Source organism: Thiobacillus denitrificans DSM 12475 (assembly GCF_000376425.1).
Classification (GTDB): domain Bacteria; phylum Pseudomonadota; class Gammaproteobacteria; order Burkholderiales; family Thiobacillaceae; genus Thiobacillus; species Thiobacillus denitrificans.
Window position 1 is genome coordinate 15,843 of the sequence record NZ_AQWL01000010.1, and the last position, 18,599, is coordinate 34,441.

The window sequence follows — 18,599 nt, forward strand, 5'->3', positions numbered from 1 at the left end:
CCATCTAGAGCTTGACCAGGGATTTTTCCTTGTCCTGCCCCACCTTGAACTGCACGGCGAGGATGCCGACAGAGTTCATCGCTGTGGCGAAGGTATGGTCGACACCGGGAATCTGCTTGACGATGCCCTCCAAAGGCCTGATCACCAACTGCTCCACCTCTGCGGCGGAAGCACCGGGAAGGAACACCCGCACCTGCGCGCCGGGGACGATGATTTGCGGGTTTTCCTCGCGCGGGGTGAGGGTGATGGCGAGCGCGCCCAGCAAGGTGCAGGCCAGCATGAACAGCACCGTCAGCCTGGAGGTGACGAAGGCTTCAGCCAAGCGCCCGGCACTGTTGAGTTTGAGTTTGCTCATGGACGAACCTCTCCGGCGATGCGGTCGCCCTCGCGCAAGCCGGGATCGACTGCCGCCACGATGCGCTCGCCAGCCGCAAGGCCAGCCGTGACCTCGATGCGGTCAGGCCACTCGCGCCCCGTGCGCAACCAGCGGAAGCGCGCCAGGCCTGCTTCGTCCACCAGGAACACGCCGCGCAGCCCGCCCCGTTCCACCAGCGCCTGCGCCGGAACCAGCAGCGATGGGCTATCTCCGACGGCAAAGCTGGCGCGCCCGAACATGCCCGGCATCAGGCCCGCCGTTTCGGGCAGCGCGACCTTGACCAGATAGCTGCGGGTGACCGGATCGCCCGACGGCACGACACGGCTGACGGTGCCTTCGAAAACCTGGGTCAGGGCATCGATCTTGACGCGCGCCCGACTCCCCACGGCAATGGCGGCCACATGGGCTTCGCTGACGGAAGTTTCGAACAGCAACGCGCGCCCGACCTCCAGCGTGAGCATCGGTGCGCCCGGTGCAGCGAGATCCCCGGCCTGCTTCAGGCGTGCCACCACGACACCATCGTCGGGGCTCCTGATGTCGACGTAGGCGCGCTGCGCATTCGCCGTGTCCTGCGCGGCTTGCGCCTGATTCAGCGACTCCCTGGCAGCGTCACGCTTGAGGCGGACTTTGCGCCACTCATTCTCGGAAACGCTGGCACGCTCATACAGGCGCTGGAAGCGCTCGAAATCGATCTGGGCATCGGCTAGCGCCGAACTTGCCGCACCGACGCCCGCCCGGCTCTGGCGGATCGAGCCTTCGACGTCGGCGCCGTCAAGCCTGGCGATAATCTGTCCGCGCCGCACCCGGTCGCCCTCGCGCACCAGCAACTCGTGGATGTAGCCACTCATCCTGGAAGTCACCTCGATGCGCTGGTCGGACACTACGGAACCGACGGTCGTATAGTCGATCGGGAGTCCGGCCGTAGCCACTTTGACTACGGCGAGGTCCCAACTTTTTGGGGCGGGCTGGGGCTGTGCCTCCGGCGCTTTGCCGCAGGCGCTCAGGAGCGCGGACAATGCAAGTGGCGCTAGGAAGGTAAGTAGAAGTTTTCTATTTTTTTCCACGAGAGGGACTTTCATGATGATGTCGATGTACAGATTTTTGGATTGCATTTAGATGCCTTCGCGCCGATTCTTGCCGCGATCAGTTCAGCCAGTTCGAGCGGACGCCCGTTCCCCGTGGCCGTCATGATGGCCCACGCTTCCTCCGTCGCCAGGAGGCACAGATCGAGCGCGGCGCCATGGAGGGCCGTGCGCGCCTGGGAGGGTGCCATGTCATCGGCTTCTTGACGCAAAACGTAGCTTGAAACGAGATATTCGGCGTAACGCCGGGCCGTGCCGACAAGAAGCTCTGGATAGCCCGCGAGGGTGGCGCCCGTGGTGCCGGCCGCCTCACCTAGCGGCGCAGCCAGTAGCCTCAACCGCGACGGGTCGTATGGCGAACGTTGATCCAGTCCCAGACTGGCTGCCTCCAGCTCCGAAGCCCGGTTGACCGCATCGGAAACCAGGGCCAGAACTTGCCTGTCAGTGCAGCGGACCAGCAAGCGAAAGGCCCCGGTGGTCAAGTAGTCACCCGCCAAAACGGTCGCGCCGGTACCGAGTAGCGCGGACGCGCCGGTTGTCGCGTCAACGCGTGAATGCAATTGCTGCAGGCCGATGTGGATGAGGTCCAAAGCCGTACCGGCGTCGATGCCCGACTGCTCTGGATAGAGGCTGCAGGTCACCAGCGCCCTGATCGGAATATTTTGGCCAGATAGCAACAGGAACAAGGCATTGCGAACCGGTAACGCCTCACAGGGCAAGGCACTCGCTACGGCGGTGTGGACGCCGGCGATCACGGTCTCGGGGAAGTTCATGGGATGGTCATCATTCATGGGCTTTTCGTTATTGGCCAATGGGCCAGTTGTTCGGCTGCGCTGCAGTAGCCGATTTCGATGATTTCTTCGGCGCGGTCGAATTCCAGGAAACGGATGTGCCCCAGCGGCGGCTGGATGATCACATCCGGCTGATCGAGACCCAGACGGGATTGGGTAATGCGGGTTTCCATGATGTTGATCGAGGCGAGCAGCACTTCGAAAATGCTGGGCAGCGGCTCTTCGGTCGAGGCCCAGCGCGAAAACTGCGCCGAGACCGGATTATTTCCGGCGAGCAGCTTCTGCTTGATGTCTTTCATCGACAGGCGATAGTCGTCGACCCAGCGCGAGAACACACCCGCTGGATTGTCGCCTTCGCTGTTCGCTTTGCCTGTGTTCAGCAGCGGCTTCAGGTTCTTCCCGGCGACGATCTGGTGGTTGAGATCGACCGCGATCACGAACTCGGCGCCCATGGCGCGTACGGCGCTCACCGGTACCGGGTTGGTGAGTCCGCCGTCCACCAGAATCCGTCCGTTGCTGCGCACCGGCGTAAAGATGCCGGGCACCGAGATGCTGGCGCGCACTGCTTCGATCACGTCGCCTGACCGGATGACGACCTCCTCGCCGCTGACGATGTCGGTTGCCACGGTTGCAAAGGGCTTCGGTAGCGATTCGATAGCGTCGGCATGAACATGCGCACGCACCAGTTCGCTGACCCTGGCGCCGTCGAGCAAGCCGGACTTGGGCAGTACGACGTCGAAGAAAGAAAGCGTCTTTTTCCAATCGAACGCCTGAAACGTGGCTTCCAGTTCATTCAGCTTGCCGGCGGCATGGATCGCCCCGATCAGCGCCCCCATGCTGGTGCCGGCGATGAAGTCCACCTCGATGCCGGCGTCCTCGATCGCCCGGATCACGCCCAGGTGCGCCAAGCCGCGCGCCGAGCCGCTGCCCAGCACCAGGCCGACTCTGGGACGGCGATCGGGGTTGCTGTCGATGTGCTTTCTCGTCATCGCGGTCACTCCCGGTCCGCTCTGCTGCTCTTCCAGATCGACAACAGCAGCCACATGCCGCCGGCCGCCGCGCTGAGGAAACCGAGCAGGCCGAAGAAGGGCAGCCCCAGCAGGCTGGGGCCGCCGGGGACGGTCATGACGATGGAGGATCCGATGATGAGGGCGGCGACGACGATGCCGACCACTAGCCGGTTGGCGGCGCTGTCGAGCTGATTGCCGACGCGCTTCAAGTGCGTGACATCGATGCGGATTTCCAGCCGGCCGCGCCGGGCGGCACGCAGTAGCTGGGAGAGGTCGTGGGGCAAGTCGGCGATAAGCGCCAGCGCCTCACCGGCCGCCTGCCAGCCGCGTTTGATGAGTGCGGCTGGCGTATACCGTGCGCGCAGCGCCTGCTCCAGCAAAGGCATTGCATCGCCGGCCATGTCGAAGTCGGGGTCGAGTTCGCGGCCCATACCTTCGAGCGAGATGAAAGCCTTGATCAGCAGCGACAGGTCGGCCGGAAGTGCCAACTGGTGTTGGCGCACGATCGCCATCAGGTCGGACAGCATTGCGCCGAGGCGCAGCTGCTTGAGCGCCACCCCGTGGTATTGATCGACGAAGGTCTGGATTTCCAGCATCAAGCCCGCCTCGTCCACCGCGCCGTCGCCCGTCCAATCGAGCATCACGTCGGCGACACGCTGTGGCTCGTGCTGCACCAGCCCCAACAGCAGACGGATCAACTGGTCGCGGCGCTCTTCGGTGAGTCGCCCAATCATGCCGAAATCGATGAAGGCGATGCGGTTGCCAGGCAGATAGAACACGTTGCCGGGGTGCGGGTCGGCGTGGAAGAAGCCGTCCTCCACGATCATCTTCAACACCGCGTGAGCCCCGCGCCGGGCGAGGATCTTGCGGTCGAGGCCAGCCTGATCGACGGCCTTAAGCTTGCGTCCGGAAATGCCGTCGATGAATTCCTGCACGCACACCCGCTCGCCGGTCCAATGCCAGTGGACGCGGGGGATAAGGATGACCGGAAGCGCAGGTTGCGGTTCAGGCGCCGTTTCTGCCATTGCGGCCGAGGCTTCGGCGGAAGGTACATCCATGTCGGAATAGCCGGCGAAATTTTCCGCGATGCGCTCGGCATTGCGACATTCGCCGGCAAAATCGAGTTCGCGCCGCAGCGACTGGGTAAACTGGCGCACCACTTCCTGCGGGTGGAAACTGCGCAGTTCCGGGCTTTCCGTCTCGGTAATCGCTGCCAGCCTCGAGAGCCAGCGCAGGTCGGCTTCGATGATCGGGCGGATGCCGGGACGGCGCACCTTGACCACCACCTCGCTGCCATCTTCGAGGCGGGCGCGGTACACCTGCGCGATGGAGGCAGCCGCCAGCGGCTCGGGGTCGAAGGTAGCGAATACCTCCTCGGGCGGCGCGCCCAGGTCTTCGGTGAGCTGCTGACGGATATCGGCCCAGGGCGCGGCGGGGGCGCTGTCCTGCAGCTTGCCGAATTCGGCGATCCATTCCGGGTCGAACAGGTCGACGCGGGTGGCGAGCACCTGACCGAGCTTGACGAAGGTCGGTCCCATCTCCTCCAGCGCCCGCCGCACCCGGGCGGGAGGTTCGAGGTGAGCCAGTTCCTCCGCTTCGTTCCAGTGCAATGCCCGTCCGGCCCGTTCCAGGGCATTCGCCAGCCCCATCCGGCGCACCATGTCGCCAAAGCCGTAGCGGATCAGGATCGAGGCGATGTCGTGCAGGCGGCCGATGTCGCGCACCGCCGTTAGTGCCTGCCACAGCATCAGTCTTCCTTGCCTTGAGGATGGCCGGGTTTGACGTGATCGGCCAGGCCGGTGAGCATGCCGGCAGCAATTTGACGCAACAGGACAGAAGTGGCTTGTGCCAGATGCAGGCCGGCCCCAATCTGAGTGCGTCCCGTCGCGCCGAGCTGGTGCGTCATGACGACCAGGGTTTCCTTCAACTGCGCGCCGACGGCGGAACCATGGACGCGAGCGTGCGCAGCCAGGTCGTGGAGAATTTCTCCCGCTACGTCCTGGGTGGCAGAAGCCGCGCTTTGCAGGGTTTCCAGGAACATCGCCTCCAGGCTTTCCAGGTCGCTGCGCGCGCGGGCGAGGTCATCGCTGGAAAATGTCTGCGCCCGGCCCGCCGCTTCCTCCAGCGCCAGTTTAGAAGCTTCGGAAAACTGCGCCAGCGCCGTGTCCAGCCCCGCGACGGCCTGTTTGAGACGTTTCCGCGTGATGTCGGTTTGTGCCGCTGACTGCTGCAATTCCTTTTGCGCGCCTGCCCGCGCGCCGCTCAGCACGGCACGCGTGATCTGCCGCAGGGATTCGATATCGAGCGAGCGCGCGCTGATCCTGCGCAAGGTGAGCTGCCGCACCATTTCCTGCACATCGTGACCCTGCTCGACGGCGCTACGCACTTCAGCTTCGAGCGTGCCGGTATCGTCACTGCCGCCAATATTGTTGCCTGTTTCGTTTTGCATGATGGTGATCCTCCTGAAGTGATGACCTGAACAACCGGGTGTCATGGCGGTGCCGCGCATAAAAAATATCGGCAGCCCTGATGGCTGCGATAGTTGTTACCTCATCGTCGCCTAGCGCGGGCCTTCCACGACCCGTCCGCCGATGCGACCAGGTCGTGCGTGCCAAGAACTACTTGTTGATGGTGTCTTTGGTCTTCCGGGCCATTTCCGTCACCGCATCCAATCCTGCATCGCATCCAGTGCCTTGCTGGCGGCCTCCCTGGTGGCGGCAACTGCTTTCTGGGCTGCATCCCTGGCGGCTTCTGCGGCGTGCTGTGCCGCATCTTTACCGGACCCCGCCGCTTTTTTGGCCGCTTCCTCGGCCTTCTGCGCCGCTTCCATGGTGGCTACAGTCGCTTGATTGGCCGCTTCCGAGATTTTTTGCAGTGCCTCCCGGATGGCTTCCGTGGTTTTGTCGACGGCGGTGGCCTCGAACTCGGCAAGTCGGCCTTGGGCCGTCTTCAGGTTTTTCCGAAGGCCGATGCGCAAGCCCGCGACCTTCTCGCTGGCTTGATCGGTAGTAGCCTGCAAGAGCGCATCGGCATCGGCGACAATCTGCTTTATGTCGGCGATCAGTTTGTCTTTGGTCGTGGAACTGGGTGTGTTGGATTCAGACATGGCATACCTCTCGATCAGTGATAAAAATAAAAAATGAAAGCGCAATGCTGTGAAAATTTATCGGACTGGCAAAGACATGCAGCCACGGAGCCGGCCTATCGATCCCCTCTTTCCGACACCGCGTTGAAGCAGGCAGCCTGCCCACCAAGGATTACTTCGTCACGGCATCTTTGACGTTCCGAGCCGTTTCCTTGGTTGCCTCAAGCGCCTTGTCGGCAGCCTCCCGGGTGGCTTCCATGGCTTTCTGTGCGGCGTCCCGCGTGGCTTCGGCCGCTTTCTGCGCAGCCTCCTTGCCAGATTTGGCCGTCTTTTTGGCGGCTTCCCCGGCTTTCTGTGCGGCTTCCCTGGTGGCTACGTCTGCGCCGCACGTTTGCCCTGGACAGGGTGTTATTGAGATTTTTCCTCGTTGCTTCCGCCAAGGCCGTTGCGTAGCAAGTCAATGACATGCCGCGCAATGACCTCGGGGTCTTCGTGCTGGCGCTGGTAGCCCGGCAGGAAACGTCGCACCGACTGGGTTTCAAAGGGATAGATCACCAGACCAATTATCGAAACGGCAAGCAGGTGGGCGTCATGGCTCGGGGCGAGTTCACCGGCAAGATTGCGCAGTGCGGTGAACAGGTCTCGAAAGACACAGTCCACCAGGCTTTGTAGCCGCCGCTCATCGCTGTCCAGCAGCACCCACTGCATCAGGCGTCTAAAGTCTTTCTCCTTGGAGAGCGTGCGCGTGAACATGACGACGAATGTTTCGAGCCGATCCCAGGGTTTTCCTCCGCCGTCGAGAAGGGACTTCAAAGGTCCCACTTTTTCTTCGAATGCATGTCCAACCGCATCCAGATAGAGCTGCTCCTTGTCTGAAAAGTGATGGTAGAGCGCGGCAGGCGTCACGCCCACGGCAGCCGCAATATCACGCATCGAAACCCCGTCAAATCCGGTCGTTGCGAAGAGCGGAACCGACAGCCCGAGTATCTCTTCACGCGTATTCTTGAAAGTTTGCTTCGCCATTGAATATTGCCTATATTCTAAACGTTGATTAATGAACGTTCATTTAATACAAATTCTCTTGATCCTGCAACTCGAATCGCCAACCAAAGAGCGGTTTACTGCGCCGCATTTTACGAATCACTAGATAGGAGATGCACCATGAACGAGCAAGACAATAAGTCGGTTTCTGTTGACGAGACGCGCGTGGAGGGCAACCATGCACATGCCCCAGAACAACGCCATTGCATGATTGCAGAAGCCGCCTATTACCGTGCCGAGCGAAGAGGATTCGACGGCGGCGATCCGGTGGCAGACTGGCTGGACGCTGAAGCTGAAACCGAAGCTCTGTTGCGAAGCTCTGGCGAGCCTGATGAAAAAAAGACTGTGAAGGAAGCGTTCGAGGAAAAGCTCGAAATGCAGCTCGACGAGTGGGATAAAAAGCTCGACAGCCTGATGAAGGTGGCGAAGGAGGCAAAGGCCGATCTACGCCATGACATCGAGGCGCAGGTGGAAGCCCTTCGGGCGAAGCGTGCAGCGGCCCAGGACAAGCTGCATGAGTTACGCCAGCGCGGCGATAGCGCCTGGGAAGATATGAAGGAGGGCGCGGAAAAGACCTGGGACGAAATGCGCAAGGCGATCGACAATATTCTGGCCCGCCTCAAATGACAGGAGCTAGGTTGTCAGGCTACTCAGCTGTCTTGCGCCAGCGATCGATTCTTGGTAGGGTAGGCTGGCGCAAACCGGAACATTGTAACCGGAACGTTGTATTGCGCAAATCCCTCGCAGACCAGGTGTTGGGCGGTTATTCTGATTATGAATGGAGCAGAAATGCGTGCATGGTTGATGTCCCTCTTGCTGGTCGTATCGATTCCTGCATTTGCGGTTTCGGATTACGCGCGAGAAAAGAAATGGGCGGATGAAATCACCCCGGGCATCGTGGTCGGCGACCCGGTCTATCTGGAACAGGCGAACGGGCATAAATTTCTGGGTATCTATACTAAAATAGCAGGCGCCAAGACCGGCTTGATCGTGGTGCATGGCATCGGCGTCCATCCGGAATGGGGGATGATCAGCACCCTGCGCCAGCAATTGGCCGATCACGGCTACACGACGCTCTCGATCCAGATGCCCATCCTCGCGGTGGATGCCCAGCCCGAAGCCTATCCGCCGACTTATCCGGAGGCGGTCGAACGCCTGCGAATCGCGACAAACCATCTGAAGGGCAAGGGCTACCGCAATATCGCCATCGTCTCGCACAGCATGGGTTCGCGCATGAGCCATGCGTTCATGGCGCAGAACCCCGGCGATATCAAGGCGTGGGCCGCTCTGGGTTTGGGTGGGACGGAAACCTACGCCGGGATCAAGGCGCCGGTGCTCGACCTGTACGGCGCACATGACCTGCCGGTGGTGCTATCCACCGCGAAGCAGCGGAGCGCCTCGCTCAAGGGTAATGTGAGCGGAAAGCAGGTGGTGGTGCCGGACACGGATCACTTCTTCGCCGGCAAGGAGGACGCGATGGTGAAGGCGGTGACGGACTTTCTGGATGGGCTGGGTCTGAAGTAAACCACGTTCGCGTTGACCTGCTCTTGTTTTTATCGGGCGCGTCCTGACGCGCGGCAAGCCGGACGCATCTCCGGCCAGGCTATCGCCGTCTAGGCAAAGCGGAAGGCCGAGACACGATTCCCCATCGGGCGATCCACTAGAACCTGTACACCGGCACTTGCTTCGCCCACCCCGGCCGCCACCATCAGCGGCAGGAGGTGCTCCTCGCGCGGATGAGCCAGACGCGCAGCAGGCGCTTGCCCCCAAGCCTTGAGCGCCTCGTGTCGGCGGTCGGCATCGGCCTGACCAAGCGCTTCCACGAGCCAGGCATCGAACGCGTCGGCGACGGGTGCGAAGCGCGGGTCGCCGAAGCCGCGCATGTTGTGAAAGCTCATGCCGCTGCCCACCACCAATACGCCCTCCTGCCGCAACCGGGCCAGTGCGCGACCCGCCTCGATATGCAGGGCCGGATCCAGGCTTCGATGCAAGGACACCTGCACGATCGGCACATCGGCATCGGGAAAGATGAGCTTGAAGGGAACGAACACACCGTGATCGAAGCCGCGACGATCGTCGGCGCGGGCAGGCAAACCGGCCTCGGTCAACAGCGCGATGATCCGGTCAGCCAAGGCTGGATCGCCGGGCGCCGGATAGGCGAGGCGATAGGTGTGTTGGGGAAATCCGGAATAGTCGTAGATCAGCGGCGGATGGGCGGCGCGCGTCACGGCGAAGGCGTCTTCTTCCCAATGGGCGGAGACCACCACCACGGCGGTGGGCCGGCTCGGCAGGGTGGCGGCGAGGCCGCGCAGCCAGGCCGCCATGCGATCCCAGGTATCCGGCGGCCCCAGGGTCCATTCCATGAAAAAACAGGGCCCGCCGCCGTGCGGAATGAACAGCACGGGCTGGCGCGCAGCCGCGATCATCTCCGAATTCATGCGGCCATCCGGTTTACTTGAGCAGCCCTTCCTCGGCCAGCGCCTGCTGCACCGCCGGTCGCGCTGCCACGCGGCCCTGATAGGCGGTCAGCGCGGGCCAGGGCGAGAGATCGAAGCCGACATAAGGGGCCCAGGAACTCACCGTGAAGAGGTAGGCGTCCGCCACGGTGAAGCGCTCGCCCATGAGGTAGGGCTGCGTCTCCAGCACCGCCGCGACGTGGGCGAAACGCTGAGTGAGTCGTTCCGTGAACAGGGCTTTGCAGTCAGGTTGGACGCGCGGATCGAACAGGGCTGCGTAGGTTTTATGCAACTCGGTAGAGATGAAGTTCAGCCATTGCATGAGGTGGTAACGCTCCCGGCTGCCGGGCGGCGGCGCGAGCCCCTTTTCCGCAGCCTGATCCGCCAGATACTGCACGATGGCCGGACCTTCCGTGAGCACATCGCCGTCCGCCAGAACCAGGGCGGGCACATAGCCGTCCGGATTGATCTTGCGGTAGTCTTGGCCGCTTTCCGTTTGGCCGGTCCCGAGGTCGACGCGCACCAGTTCCACGGGTGCGCCAGTCTCGATCGCCACGATGTGGGGGGAAAGGGAGCAGGCTCCCGGGCTGTAATAGAGTTTCATGGTATTGCCTCCTTAAGCTAAGAGAAACGGATAGTCGGTGTAGCCCTGCTCGGCGCCGCCGTAGAACGTCGCCGGGTCGGGTTCGTTGAGCGGCGCCGATTTGGCGTAGCGCGCTGGCAAATCCGGATTGGCCAGAAACGGCACGCCGAATGCGATCATGTCGGCGAAACCTAAAGCCAGCGCAGCATTGCCGCGCGCCAGGTCATAGCCGCCGTTGGTCATGTACACGCCTTGCCAGATTGTGCGCAGCTTCTGCAAATCAAACGCGGGGCCGGCGGCACCGGGCGACTCCTTGCCCATTTCGGTGACGTGCAGATAAGCCAGCCCAAAGCGGTTGAGCTGTTCGACAATGTAGGCGAACGTCGCTTCGGGATTGGAATCGCGCATGTCGTTGAACGGCTGCAACGGCGACAAGCGGATGCCGACACGATTCGCGCTCCACACGCCGCATACCGCATCGACCACTTCCAGCATCAAGCGCGCGCGGTTGGCAATCGAGCCGCCGTAGGCGTCGCTGCGCTGGTTGGAGCCGTCGCGCAAAAACTGGTCGGGCAAATAGCCGTTGGCGCCGTGGATTTCGACGCCGTCGAAACCGGCATCAAGCGCGTTCCTGGCGCCACTGCGAAATTGCTCGATGATGCCCGGAATTCCCGAGAGTGCCAGCGTATGCGGCGTTTCGAAGGGCTTCATCCCCTCAGGGGTGACCGCCTGGCCGGACGGCTTGATCGCCGAAGGCGCTACCGGCAGCATGCCGCCGGGCAGCAGCGATGGGTGTGAAATGCGTCCGCAATGCCACAACTGCAGGAAAATCCTGCCGCCCTGGGCATGTACCGCGTCGGTGATTTTCTTCCAGCCTGCCACTTGCTCGGCGCTGTGGATGCCCGGCGTCGCGGGATAACCCACCGCTTCCGCTGCGACCTGCGAACCTTCGGTGATGATCAATCCGGCACTGGCGCGCTGCACGTAGTATTCCACATTCAGCGGCTGCGGCGCGTTGCCTGCGCCGGCGCGGTTGCGCGTCATCGGCGCCATCACCATGCGGTTTTTCAGCGCGTAGGGGCCGAGCTGGATCGACGAGAAAAGCGTGATGTTCGAATCGGGTGTCTGGCTCATATTTTTCCTCCAATTGGACGGCAACAGGCGGTACGGGTGTACTGCCCGGCGGCGGGGTTTATTGCTTGATTCGACTTGACTCGAAAACGGCGCGCAAGTCATGCAAGGCGGCTTCGATGCGGGCGTAGTCTTCCGCTTTCCAATCCGCGAAAGCGCGGCTGAAATACGCCACATGCGCCGGGAATACCTTGTCGAACAGGCGCTCGCCCTTTTTCGTCAACTGCACGATCTGGCTGCGGCCATCCAGCGCGCTGGGAATGCGCCTGATGAGCCCTTTCTCCTCCAGCCGGTCCACCACCCCGGTCAGCGTGCCCTTGGTGATCAGAGTTTTTTCGCCCAACTCTTTGGGCGTCATACCAGGCGTATTACCCAGGGTGGCGACGATGTCGAATTGGGGCGGCGTAAGGCCGAGGGTGCGCAGGTGCGCCGCCGAACGGGTGGAGAAGGCCTGGTAACAGCGTACCAGCGCACGCAGGCTCGGCAGAAACGGGGCTTCGACCATGGGATGCCTTCATGTAGTTCTAGTGCGAACCAATATAGTTTGGGTTAGGACTATAGTCAATGGCCGTATGTTCACTTCCGATTCCGCATCTTCTTCATCCGACCGGATCAATAGGCTCGTCACCCCCGAATTGCGAATCTTAGAAGCGCGCGATCAGATGTTGACAATAATCGCTGTCGATCTAGTTATGATCTGATCCAGCATGTCGGCGGCGTGTCTGATTCACGTCTTTTTTCAGAAGGAGTGTTCACCATGAACGCGTTTCATCGTTTCTCAGCGAAGAGCCTGCAAGATGAGGAAATCCCTATGCAGCGCTACGCCGGGAAGGTGGTTCTGGTCGTCAATACCGCGAGCAAATGCGGCCTGACGCCGCAGTATGAAGGACTGCAGAAACTGCACGAGAAGTATGCCGACAAGGGCCTGGTCGTGCTCGGCTTTCCCTGCAACCAGTTTGGCGCCCAGGAGCCGGGAAAGAAAGAAGAGATCGGCGCTTTCTGCGAGAAGAATTATGGCGTGACCTTCCCCGTGTTCGCGAAAGTGGATGTCAATGGCGCGGGCGCACACCCGATCTTCCGTTATCTTCTAGACCAACTGCCCGGCGTGCTCGGCAAGGCGGTTAAATGGAACTTCACAAAGTTTCTGATTGGCCGCGATGGCACACCACTCAAGCGCTTCGCGCCTGTAACGAAACCGGAAAAACTGGAGCGTGCCATTTGTGAAGCCCTCGGAGAATGACATGAAGGTAGCTCTCGCAACGCCCCCCGACACGGCTACGCTGCTGGATCTCGACAAGCAACTGTGTTTTCCACTGTATGCGGCCTCGCGACTGCTGACCCGCATTTATCAACCGTTGCTGGAACGGTACGGGTTGACTTATCCGCAGTACATCGTGCTAATGATCCTGTGGGAAAAAACGCCGTGTTCGGTCACCGAAATCGGCGAGCGGGCATTGCTTAACTCGAACACGCTGACGCCGCTGCTCAAGCGCCTCGAACAGCAGGGTGTAATCACCCGCACACGCGATTCGGGCGATGAGCGTGTCGTGATGATCGCCTTGACCGAGCACGGCCGTGCGTTGAAATCGAAATGCGCCTGCATACCAACCGAGATGCAGAAAAGGCTGGGCTTTGATCCCGACAAGGCGATCGCACTAAAGCAGTTGCTGGACGAGTTCCTGAGGCATCTTCGGGCGCATGCTTCTGATCACCTTGCGTGATGACTGCAACGGAAAAGAACGTAGTGTACGCTGAGTTGGACGCCCTAGTATGCGATTACAGATTACAGATTACAGGGCCTCTTGGGCGATTCGCTGACAAATTATCTAGAATCTAACTTTGAACTCACTAATTTTGAACTCATGACGTAACGCGCTACCCGTCAGCCTCGCTATCCTCGATTTTCCATCTTCTATACAACCTGTAACGGAAGGAATACGCATGATCCCTATTATCGTCAACGGCACGCCGCGCAGCGTCGATGCCACACCGGACACACCGCTGCTCTGGGTGCTGCGCGACAATCTGGGCCTGACCGGCACCAAATTCGGTTGCGGCATGGCCCAGTGCGGCGCCTGCACCGTGCATCTGAACGGGGCGCCGGTTCGCGCCTGCATGACGCCGGTTTCCGCTGCCGCCGGGCAGAAGATCACCACCATCGAAGGCGCCCAGGGCAAGGCCGTGAAAGCCCTGCAGGATGCCTGGGTCAAGCTCGACGTGCCGCAATGCGGCTATTGCCAGTCGGGGCAGATCATGTCGGCGGCGGCGCTGCTCGCGGGCAACCCCCAGCCGACGGATGCCGACATCGACACGGCGCTGGACGGCAACCTGTGCCGCTGCGCCACCTATCAGCGCATACGCGCGGCGGTGCATCAAGCTGCCAGAACGATGAGGGGATGAGCCATGGACAAAATCATTAACCCGAGCCGGCGCGCGTTCCTGAAAACCGGCACCACCTTGGGCGTCGGCCTCACCCTCGCGTTCTACCTGCCTGTCGGCGGCGCCGCCAGGATGAAGGCGGGCCAAGGCACAGACAAACCCTTTGCGCCCAATGCCTTTATCCGGATCGCGCCCGACGACACCGTGACGGTGATCGTCAAGCATCTGGAAATGGGGCAAGGGGTCAATACCGGTCTGCCGACCCTGGTGGCCGAGGAACTGGACGTGCCCTGGGAAAAGATCAGGGTCGAAACAGCGCCGGCTGACGCCAAGCTGTATAACAACCTGCTCTGGGGGCCGATGCAGGGCACCGGCGGCAGTACCGCCATGGCCAATTCATTCGAGCAGTTGCGCCGGGCGGGCGCCACCGCGCGCGCCATGCTGATCGCGGCAGCGGCGGATAACTGGAAAGTGGATACCAACACCCTCGTCACCCTGGATGGCATGGTGCTGCACCGCCCCAGCGGCCGCAAAGCAAGCTACGGACAACTGGCGGAGAAGGCGGCAACGATGCCCCAGCCCGCCGAAGTAGCACTCAAATCACCCCAGGATTTCAAGTACATCGGCAAGCAGTTCAAGCGCACCGACTCGAAGGCAAAATCCAACGGCAGCGCCCAATTCGCCTCCGACGTGCGGCTTCCCGGCCAGCTCACCGCTTTGCTTGCGCGCCCGTCGGTCTTCGGCGCCAGGCTCAGGCGCGTCCAAACCGAGCGGGCGAAGGCGGTACCCGGTGTGCGTGCCGTAGTCGAAGTGCCGCAAGGCGTCGCGGTAATCGCGACGGACTTCTGGTCGGCCAAGAAAGGCCGCGACGCGCTGCAAATCGAGTGGGACGAATCGGGCGGCGCACGAGTTTCGACGACTGAACAACGCGACCAGTACCTGGCGCTGCTGAATCAGCCCGGCAAGGTGGCACGCAGCGAAGGCGATGCGGCGCAGGCCCTCGCCCAGGCGGCAAAAAAACTGGAAGCGACATTCGAGTTCCCCTATCTCGCCCACGCACCGATGGAGCCGCTCAGTTGCGTCGTGCAATTGAAGGACAGCGGTTGCGAAATCTGGGCCGGCTCCCAGTCGCAGACCAGCGATCAGGCCACCGCTGCCCAAATTTTGGGGATCAAGCCGGAGCAGGTGAAAATCCATACCCTGCTGGCCGGCGGCAGCTTCGGCCGGCGCGCCAATCCCGCCTCCGACTACATCGCGGAAGCCGTCTCGGTGGCGAAGGCCACACGCGATCTCAGCGCGCCGATCCACCTCATGTGGACGCGCGAGGACGATATCCGTGGCGGCTATTACCGGCCTATGTTCGTCCACGCCATCAGCGCAGGGCTGGATGCCCAAGGCAACCCGGTAGCCTGGAACCAGCGACTGGTTGGCCAGTCGATTGCCGCCGGCACGGCGTTCGAAGGTGGGCTGGTCAAGGACGGCATCGACATGACGTCGGTCGAGGGCGCATCTAACCTCGCCTACGCCATCCCCAATCTGCACGTTGAGCTGCATTCGCCCAAGCTGGGCGTGCCGGTGCTGTGGTGGCGCAGCGTCGGCCATACCCACACCGCTTTCTCGACCGAGATTTTCATCGACGAGCTGGCAGCGGCGGCAGGCAAGGATCCTTATGCGTTCCGCCGCACACTGATTCAACATCCGCGTCTCAATGGCGTGCTGGAACTGGCCGCGACCAAGGCCGGCTGGGGCACACCGCTGGCGCCGAAAAGCGGGGTGCGGCGCGGGCGCGGCATCGCGGTGCATGAATCGTTCAACTCCTTTGTCGCCGAGGTGGCGGAAGTCAGCGTCAAGCCGGATGGTTCGTTCAGCGTGGATCGTGTGATATGCGCCGTGGACTGCGGCATCGCGGTCAATCCGGACCAGGTCAGGGCACAGATGGAAGGCGGCATCGGCTTCGGGCTTTCCGCAGCCCTGCACAGCGCCATCACCCTCAAGGCGGGACGCGTCGAGCAATCCAACTTCCATGATTATCCGCTGCTGCGCATCAGCGAAATGCCCCGGGTCGAGGTACACATCGTGCCGTCTCAAGCGGCGCCCACCGGCGTCGGCGAACCGGGCGTGCCGCCGCTTGCGCCGGCGGTCGCCAACGCGCTGTTCGCCGCGACCGGCAAGCGCCTGCGCAAGCTGCCGTTCGAAACCTCGGAACTACGGAGTGCATGATGGAAAGCTCGGACCTGGAAGTCCTGCGCACGTGCCTGCAATGGCAGCATGACGGCCATCGCGTGACGCTCGCCACCGTCACCCAAACCTGGGGGTCATCCCCGCGCCCGGTGGGCGCCATGCTCGCAGTGCGCGACGATGGACTGCTTGCCGGATCGGTTTCCGGCGGCTGCATCGAGGCCGATCTGATCGAGCGGGTGCGCGCCGCGCCGCCCATCCGGCCGGAAGTGCTCATTTACGGCGGCTCCGCCGAGGCATGCGAGCGTTTCCGCCTGCCCTGCGGCGGCGCGCTGCAACTGGTGCTGGAGCCGGCGCCTGGCAAGCCCCTGCTGCAAGCGATCCAGGACGACATCGCGCAGCACAGGCTGATCGGGCGGCGCCTCGATCTCGTCACCGGCGATATCCACCTTTACACCCCGCACATCGACGAAACCACGCAGTTCGACGGGCAGACGCTGATCGCCGTACATGGGCCGCGCTGGCGGCTGCTCGTGATCGGCGCCGGCCAGATATCCTGCCATCTGGCGCAGATCGCCCAAGCCCTGGATTATCAGGTGCTGGTGTGCGATCCCCGCGAGGAATACAGCGCAGCCTGGGATGTTGCGGGTGCCGAACTCGTTCCCGGCATGCCGGACGACGCGGTGAACGCCCTGATGCCCGATGCCCGCTGTGCAGTGGTGGCCTTGACCCATGATCCCAAGCTGGATGACATGGCTTTGCTGGAAGCGCTCAAATCGCCGGCATTCTATGTCGGCGCCGTCGGCTCGAACGCCAATAACCTGAGACGGCGCGAACGGTTGAGCCTGTTCGATCTTTCGAAAGCGGAAATTGACCGCCTGCATGGGCCGGTGGGTCTGCCTATCGGCAGCCGCACCCCGCCGGAAATCGCCATATCCATTCTGGCGGAATTGACCGCGGTGCGACACGGCATCCGGCTTGGCGTTCTGCCCGCCACAGCAAGCGGGAATCACACCTCGCGCCAGTCGATGGCCGCAGCCATATGATCGTCGGCATTCTGCTGGCGGCGGGTACTGGAACGCGCTTTGGCGGCGACAAACTGTTGTTCCCCCTGGCCGACGGCACCCCGGTCGGCGTACAGGCGGCACGCAACCTGCTAAGCGGCGTTGATCATGGCGTTGCGGTGCTGCGTCCGTCAGATCGGCAGCTTGCGCATCTACTGGAAGCGGAAGGGATGCAGGTGGCATTCTGTCCCGGAGCAGAAACCGGCATGGGAACCAGCCTTGCTTTCGGCGTGACTGCCGCGCAGGACGAGGACGGATGGCTGATCGCCCTGGCCGACATGCCGTTCATCCAGCATGACACCATCCACGGCGTAGCCAGCCTGCTTCGAGCCGGCGCGCCGATCGCGGCACCCCGCTACCAGGGACGACGCGGCCACCCGGTCGGTTTTGCGCGAGCATTTTTCCACGACCTCGCCCAACTCAGCAGCGACCAGGGCGCGCATCCTTTGCTCGCCGCCCATGCCGGGCGGATTCAGATGCTTGAATGCGAGGATCCCGGCATTTTCGCCGACATCGACACCCCATCCGATCTCAGCGGCTTAGAAGACGCTTTCTCCATTCGCATCGATACTCCTGGCATGAAAACCGTGAAGCTATAGTAGTTAGTTCGGTAGACTCTAATTCCAACCGCACCATTGTCTGGATTCGGGCGGACATGATGAGTGAATCGGGTAGCGTGAAAAGTGCGAGCCACTCACACACCAGGAGAAGCGGTTCCATTTGCTTGGCTGTGCCACTCGACGACAGGTGAGTGACGCCCGGAAGGACAGCCTCGCCAATCAATTCATCGAGGCAAGTTCCCGACCATCCCGGGGAACTCACCAAGGCTTGGGTCCAGGCAATTTTCAGTTGATGCCCTGAATCCCCATGCGGTCGCGCCAGTCAGGCGGCGTGCTATATGCCTTTGGCGTCCGCCTTCATCACCATGCCACCCGGCATGGAAACAAGCAGACTGCATGGCAGATGATCCAGCAGAGAGTGGCCGACCGAGCCGCGCCACCAGCGGTCGAGGGCCGAGCGTTGGTGATGGCCGACGACGACGAGATCGGCACCGGTCTCATGGGCGACAGCTCCGATGGCTTCGACAGACGATTCGTCCGTCCTCAGGATGCCTGTCGCTTCCACCCCGGCCTGGCGCAGGCGCGCGAGCCCTGTCTCGAGAATGGCATTGACGCGAGCTTGCTGTTCCTCGATGTATTCGCCGGGCAGCGGACCGTTCGCCAAAGCCATGGCGGGCGGCGGCGGAATGACCGCCAGCAGATGACAGCGGGCGTTGAAGCGGCTTGCCAGGGCGATCCCTTCCTCGAGCGCGTCCTGGCACTCGGCGCTGCCGTCGTAGGCAAAAATAATGGTCTGGAACATGTGCATCTTCCTCCGATAGCATTGTAAGCGTTTGAGCAATCGGGCGGGCATAGCTGCTCAT

Annotated in this window: 21 protein-coding genes; 8 read left to right on the forward strand and 13 right to left on the reverse strand. The window is 62.1% G+C overall.

The window, feature by feature from the left end:
• Positions 1-4 precede the first annotated feature (4 nt).
• From B059_RS0114370 to B059_RS0114410, 8 genes are all read right to left on the reverse strand, one after another.
• Positions 5-355: an efflux RND transporter permease subunit gene (locus tag B059_RS0114370; protein WP_026177551.1), complete on the reverse strand. Its 351-nt coding sequence runs from the start codon at positions 353-355 to the stop codon at positions 5-7.
• Positions 352-1,305, reverse strand: a complete 954-nt coding sequence (locus B059_RS0114375) for an efflux RND transporter periplasmic adaptor subunit (RefSeq protein WP_245538810.1) — start codon at positions 1,303-1,305, stop codon at positions 352-354. Before B059_RS0114375 ends, B059_RS0114370 begins: the two co-directional genes overlap by 4 nt.
• Before the next feature lie 146 nt (positions 1,306-1,451).
• Positions 1,452-2,249: an isoprenoid biosynthesis enzyme family protein gene (locus tag B059_RS0114380; protein WP_018078950.1), complete on the reverse strand. Its 798-nt coding sequence runs from the start codon at positions 2,247-2,249 to the stop codon at positions 1,452-1,454.
• Positions 2,246-3,292, reverse strand: coding sequence for a patatin-like phospholipase family protein (locus B059_RS0114385; RefSeq protein ID WP_245538811.1), 1,047 nt, complete (start codon positions 3,290-3,292; stop codon positions 2,246-2,248). Before B059_RS0114385 ends, B059_RS0114380 begins: the two co-directional genes overlap by 4 nt.
• A complete protein-coding gene (locus tag B059_RS0114390) occupies positions 3,244-5,007 on the reverse strand; it encodes an ABC1 kinase family protein (RefSeq protein ID WP_018078952.1) in 1,764 nt (587 codons plus the stop codon). The genes B059_RS0114385 and B059_RS0114390 overlap by 49 nt, the downstream gene beginning before the upstream one ends.
• Positions 5,007-5,708, reverse strand: coding sequence for a DUF6781 family protein (locus B059_RS0114395; RefSeq protein ID WP_018078953.1), 702 nt, complete (start codon positions 5,706-5,708; stop codon positions 5,007-5,009). The genes B059_RS0114390 and B059_RS0114395 overlap by 1 nt, the downstream gene beginning before the upstream one ends.
• A 210-nt stretch (positions 5,709-5,918) precedes the next feature.
• On the reverse strand, positions 5,919-6,365 hold the full coding sequence (locus B059_RS0114400; protein WP_018078954.1) for a DUF883 family protein: 447 nt from the start codon (positions 6,363-6,365) through the stop codon (positions 5,919-5,921).
• Positions 6,366-6,752: 387 nt separating this feature from the next.
• Positions 6,753-7,367 (reverse strand): TetR/AcrR family transcriptional regulator, encoded by a 615-nt coding sequence (locus B059_RS0114410; RefSeq protein WP_018078955.1) that lies wholly within the window; start codon positions 7,365-7,367, stop codon positions 6,753-6,755.
• 138 nt (positions 7,368-7,505) lie between these two features.
• Here B059_RS0114410 and B059_RS19980 point away from each other — a divergent pair, with 138 nt between their 5' ends.
• Together B059_RS19980 and B059_RS0114420 are read left to right on the forward strand one after the other, a co-directional pair.
• A complete protein-coding gene (locus tag B059_RS19980; protein WP_018078956.1) occupies positions 7,506-8,012 on the forward strand; it encodes a DUF2934 domain-containing protein in 507 nt (168 codons plus the stop codon).
• Positions 8,013-8,174: 162 nt separating this feature from the next.
• Complete coding sequence (locus tag B059_RS0114420) at positions 8,175-8,909, forward strand: DUF3530 family protein (protein WP_018078957.1); 735 nt, start codon at positions 8,175-8,177, stop codon at positions 8,907-8,909.
• Between the two features lie 89 nt (positions 8,910-8,998).
• Here B059_RS0114420 and B059_RS0114425 read toward each other — a convergent pair whose 3' ends face one another.
• From B059_RS0114425 to B059_RS0114440, 4 genes are read right to left on the reverse strand one after another with little or no spacing between them, the layout of a single operon-like run.
• Positions 8,999-9,823 carry a DODA-type extradiol aromatic ring-opening family dioxygenase gene (locus B059_RS0114425; protein ID WP_018078958.1) on the reverse strand — a complete coding sequence of 275 codons (825 nt, stop codon included), beginning with the start codon at positions 9,821-9,823 and terminating at the stop codon, positions 8,999-9,001.
• A 13-nt stretch (positions 9,824-9,836) separates the two neighbouring features.
• Entirely contained in the window at positions 9,837-10,445 is a 609-nt protein-coding gene (gstA, locus tag B059_RS0114430) for a glutathione transferase GstA (RefSeq protein ID WP_018078959.1), read from the reverse strand.
• 12 nt (positions 10,446-10,457) lie between these two features.
• Complete coding sequence (locus tag B059_RS0114435) at positions 10,458-11,558, reverse strand: alkene reductase (RefSeq protein WP_018078960.1); 1,101 nt, start codon at positions 11,556-11,558, stop codon at positions 10,458-10,460.
• Positions 11,559-11,616: 58 nt separating this feature from the next.
• Positions 11,617-12,060 (reverse strand): MarR family winged helix-turn-helix transcriptional regulator, encoded by a 444-nt coding sequence (locus B059_RS0114440; RefSeq protein ID WP_018078961.1) that lies wholly within the window; start codon positions 12,058-12,060, stop codon positions 11,617-11,619.
• A 252-nt stretch (positions 12,061-12,312) separates the two neighbouring features.
• Between B059_RS0114440 and B059_RS0114445 the strand changes: the two genes are divergently transcribed.
• The 6 genes from B059_RS0114445 (at position 12,313) to B059_RS19185 (ending at position 17,775) form a co-directional block, all read left to right on the forward strand.
• Complete coding sequence (locus tag B059_RS0114445; protein WP_018078962.1) at positions 12,313-12,795, forward strand: glutathione peroxidase; 483 nt, start codon at positions 12,313-12,315, stop codon at positions 12,793-12,795.
• Positions 12,776-13,276 carry a MarR family winged helix-turn-helix transcriptional regulator gene (locus B059_RS21675; RefSeq protein ID WP_272867468.1) on the forward strand — a complete coding sequence of 167 codons (501 nt, stop codon included), beginning with the start codon at positions 12,776-12,778 and terminating at the stop codon, positions 13,274-13,276. Before B059_RS0114445 ends, B059_RS21675 begins: the two co-directional genes overlap by 20 nt.
• 220 nt (positions 13,277-13,496) lie before the next feature.
• Positions 13,497-13,955 (forward strand): (2Fe-2S)-binding protein, encoded by a 459-nt coding sequence (locus tag B059_RS0114455; RefSeq protein WP_018078964.1) that lies wholly within the window; start codon positions 13,497-13,499, stop codon positions 13,953-13,955.
• A gap of 3 nt (positions 13,956-13,958) precedes the next feature.
• A complete protein-coding gene (locus B059_RS0114460; protein ID WP_018078965.1) occupies positions 13,959-16,154 on the forward strand; it encodes a xanthine dehydrogenase family protein molybdopterin-binding subunit in 2,196 nt (731 codons plus the stop codon).
• Complete coding sequence (locus B059_RS19180; RefSeq protein WP_018078966.1) at positions 16,154-17,158, forward strand: XdhC family protein; 1,005 nt, start codon at positions 16,154-16,156, stop codon at positions 17,156-17,158. Before B059_RS0114460 ends, B059_RS19180 begins: the two co-directional genes overlap by 1 nt.
• On the forward strand, positions 17,155-17,775 hold the full coding sequence (locus B059_RS19185) for a nucleotidyltransferase family protein (protein WP_018078967.1): 621 nt from the start codon (positions 17,155-17,157) through the stop codon (positions 17,773-17,775). The genes B059_RS19180 and B059_RS19185 overlap by 4 nt, the downstream gene beginning before the upstream one ends.
• Positions 17,776-18,070: 295 nt before the next feature.
• On the opposite strand, the gene B059_RS0114475 is transcribed toward B059_RS19185, so the two are convergent.
• On the reverse strand, positions 18,071-18,538 hold the full coding sequence (locus tag B059_RS0114475) for a universal stress protein (RefSeq protein WP_018078968.1): 468 nt from the start codon (positions 18,536-18,538) through the stop codon (positions 18,071-18,073).
• Positions 18,539-18,599 lie beyond the last annotated feature (61 nt).

Excerpts from the sequence above, each read along its gene's own strand:
- B059_RS0114475 (WP_018078968.1), bottom strand. The coding sequence starts at position 18,538 with ATGTTCCAGACCATTATTTTTGCCTACGACGGCAGCGCCGAGTGCCAG.
- B059_RS19185 (WP_018078967.1), top strand. The coding sequence starts at position 17,155 with ATGATCGTCGGCATTCTGCTGGCGGCGGGTACTGGAACGCGCTTTGGC.
- B059_RS0114390 (WP_018078952.1), bottom strand. The coding sequence starts at position 5,007 with ATGCTGTGGCAGGCACTAACGGCGGTGCGCGACATCGGCCGCCTGCAC.
- B059_RS0114410 (WP_018078955.1), bottom strand. The coding sequence starts at position 7,367 with ATGGCGAAGCAAACTTTCAAGAATACGCGTGAAGAGATACTCGGGCTG.
- B059_RS0114425 (WP_018078958.1), bottom strand. The coding sequence starts at position 9,823 with ATGAATTCGGAGATGATCGCGGCTGCGCGCCAGCCCGTGCTGTTCATT.
- gstA (WP_018078959.1), bottom strand. The coding sequence starts at position 10,445 with ATGAAACTCTATTACAGCCCGGGAGCCTGCTCCCTTTCCCCCCACATC.
- B059_RS19180 (WP_018078966.1), top strand. The coding sequence starts at position 16,154 with ATGGAAAGCTCGGACCTGGAAGTCCTGCGCACGTGCCTGCAATGGCAG.
- B059_RS0114400 (WP_018078954.1), bottom strand. The coding sequence starts at position 6,365 with ATGTCTGAATCCAACACACCCAGTTCCACGACCAAAGACAAACTGATC.
- B059_RS0114380 (WP_018078950.1), bottom strand. The coding sequence starts at position 2,249 with ATGAATGATGACCATCCCATGAACTTCCCCGAGACCGTGATCGCCGGC.
- B059_RS0114395 (WP_018078953.1), bottom strand. The coding sequence starts at position 5,708 with ATGCAAAACGAAACAGGCAACAATATTGGCGGCAGTGACGATACCGGC.
- B059_RS0114435 (WP_018078960.1), bottom strand. The coding sequence starts at position 11,558 with ATGAGCCAGACACCCGATTCGAACATCACGCTTTTCTCGTCGATCCAG.
- B059_RS0114420 (WP_018078957.1), top strand. The coding sequence starts at position 8,175 with ATGCGTGCATGGTTGATGTCCCTCTTGCTGGTCGTATCGATTCCTGCA.
- B059_RS0114455 (WP_018078964.1), top strand. The coding sequence starts at position 13,497 with ATGATCCCTATTATCGTCAACGGCACGCCGCGCAGCGTCGATGCCACA.
- B059_RS0114370 (WP_026177551.1), bottom strand. The coding sequence starts at position 355 with ATGAGCAAACTCAAACTCAACAGTGCCGGGCGCTTGGCTGAAGCCTTC.
- B059_RS0114460 (WP_018078965.1), top strand. The coding sequence starts at position 13,959 with ATGGACAAAATCATTAACCCGAGCCGGCGCGCGTTCCTGAAAACCGGC.
- B059_RS0114445 (WP_018078962.1), top strand. The coding sequence starts at position 12,313 with ATGAACGCGTTTCATCGTTTCTCAGCGAAGAGCCTGCAAGATGAGGAA.
- B059_RS19980 (WP_018078956.1), top strand. The coding sequence starts at position 7,506 with ATGAACGAGCAAGACAATAAGTCGGTTTCTGTTGACGAGACGCGCGTG.
- B059_RS0114440 (WP_018078961.1), bottom strand. The coding sequence starts at position 12,060 with ATGGTCGAAGCCCCGTTTCTGCCGAGCCTGCGTGCGCTGGTACGCTGT.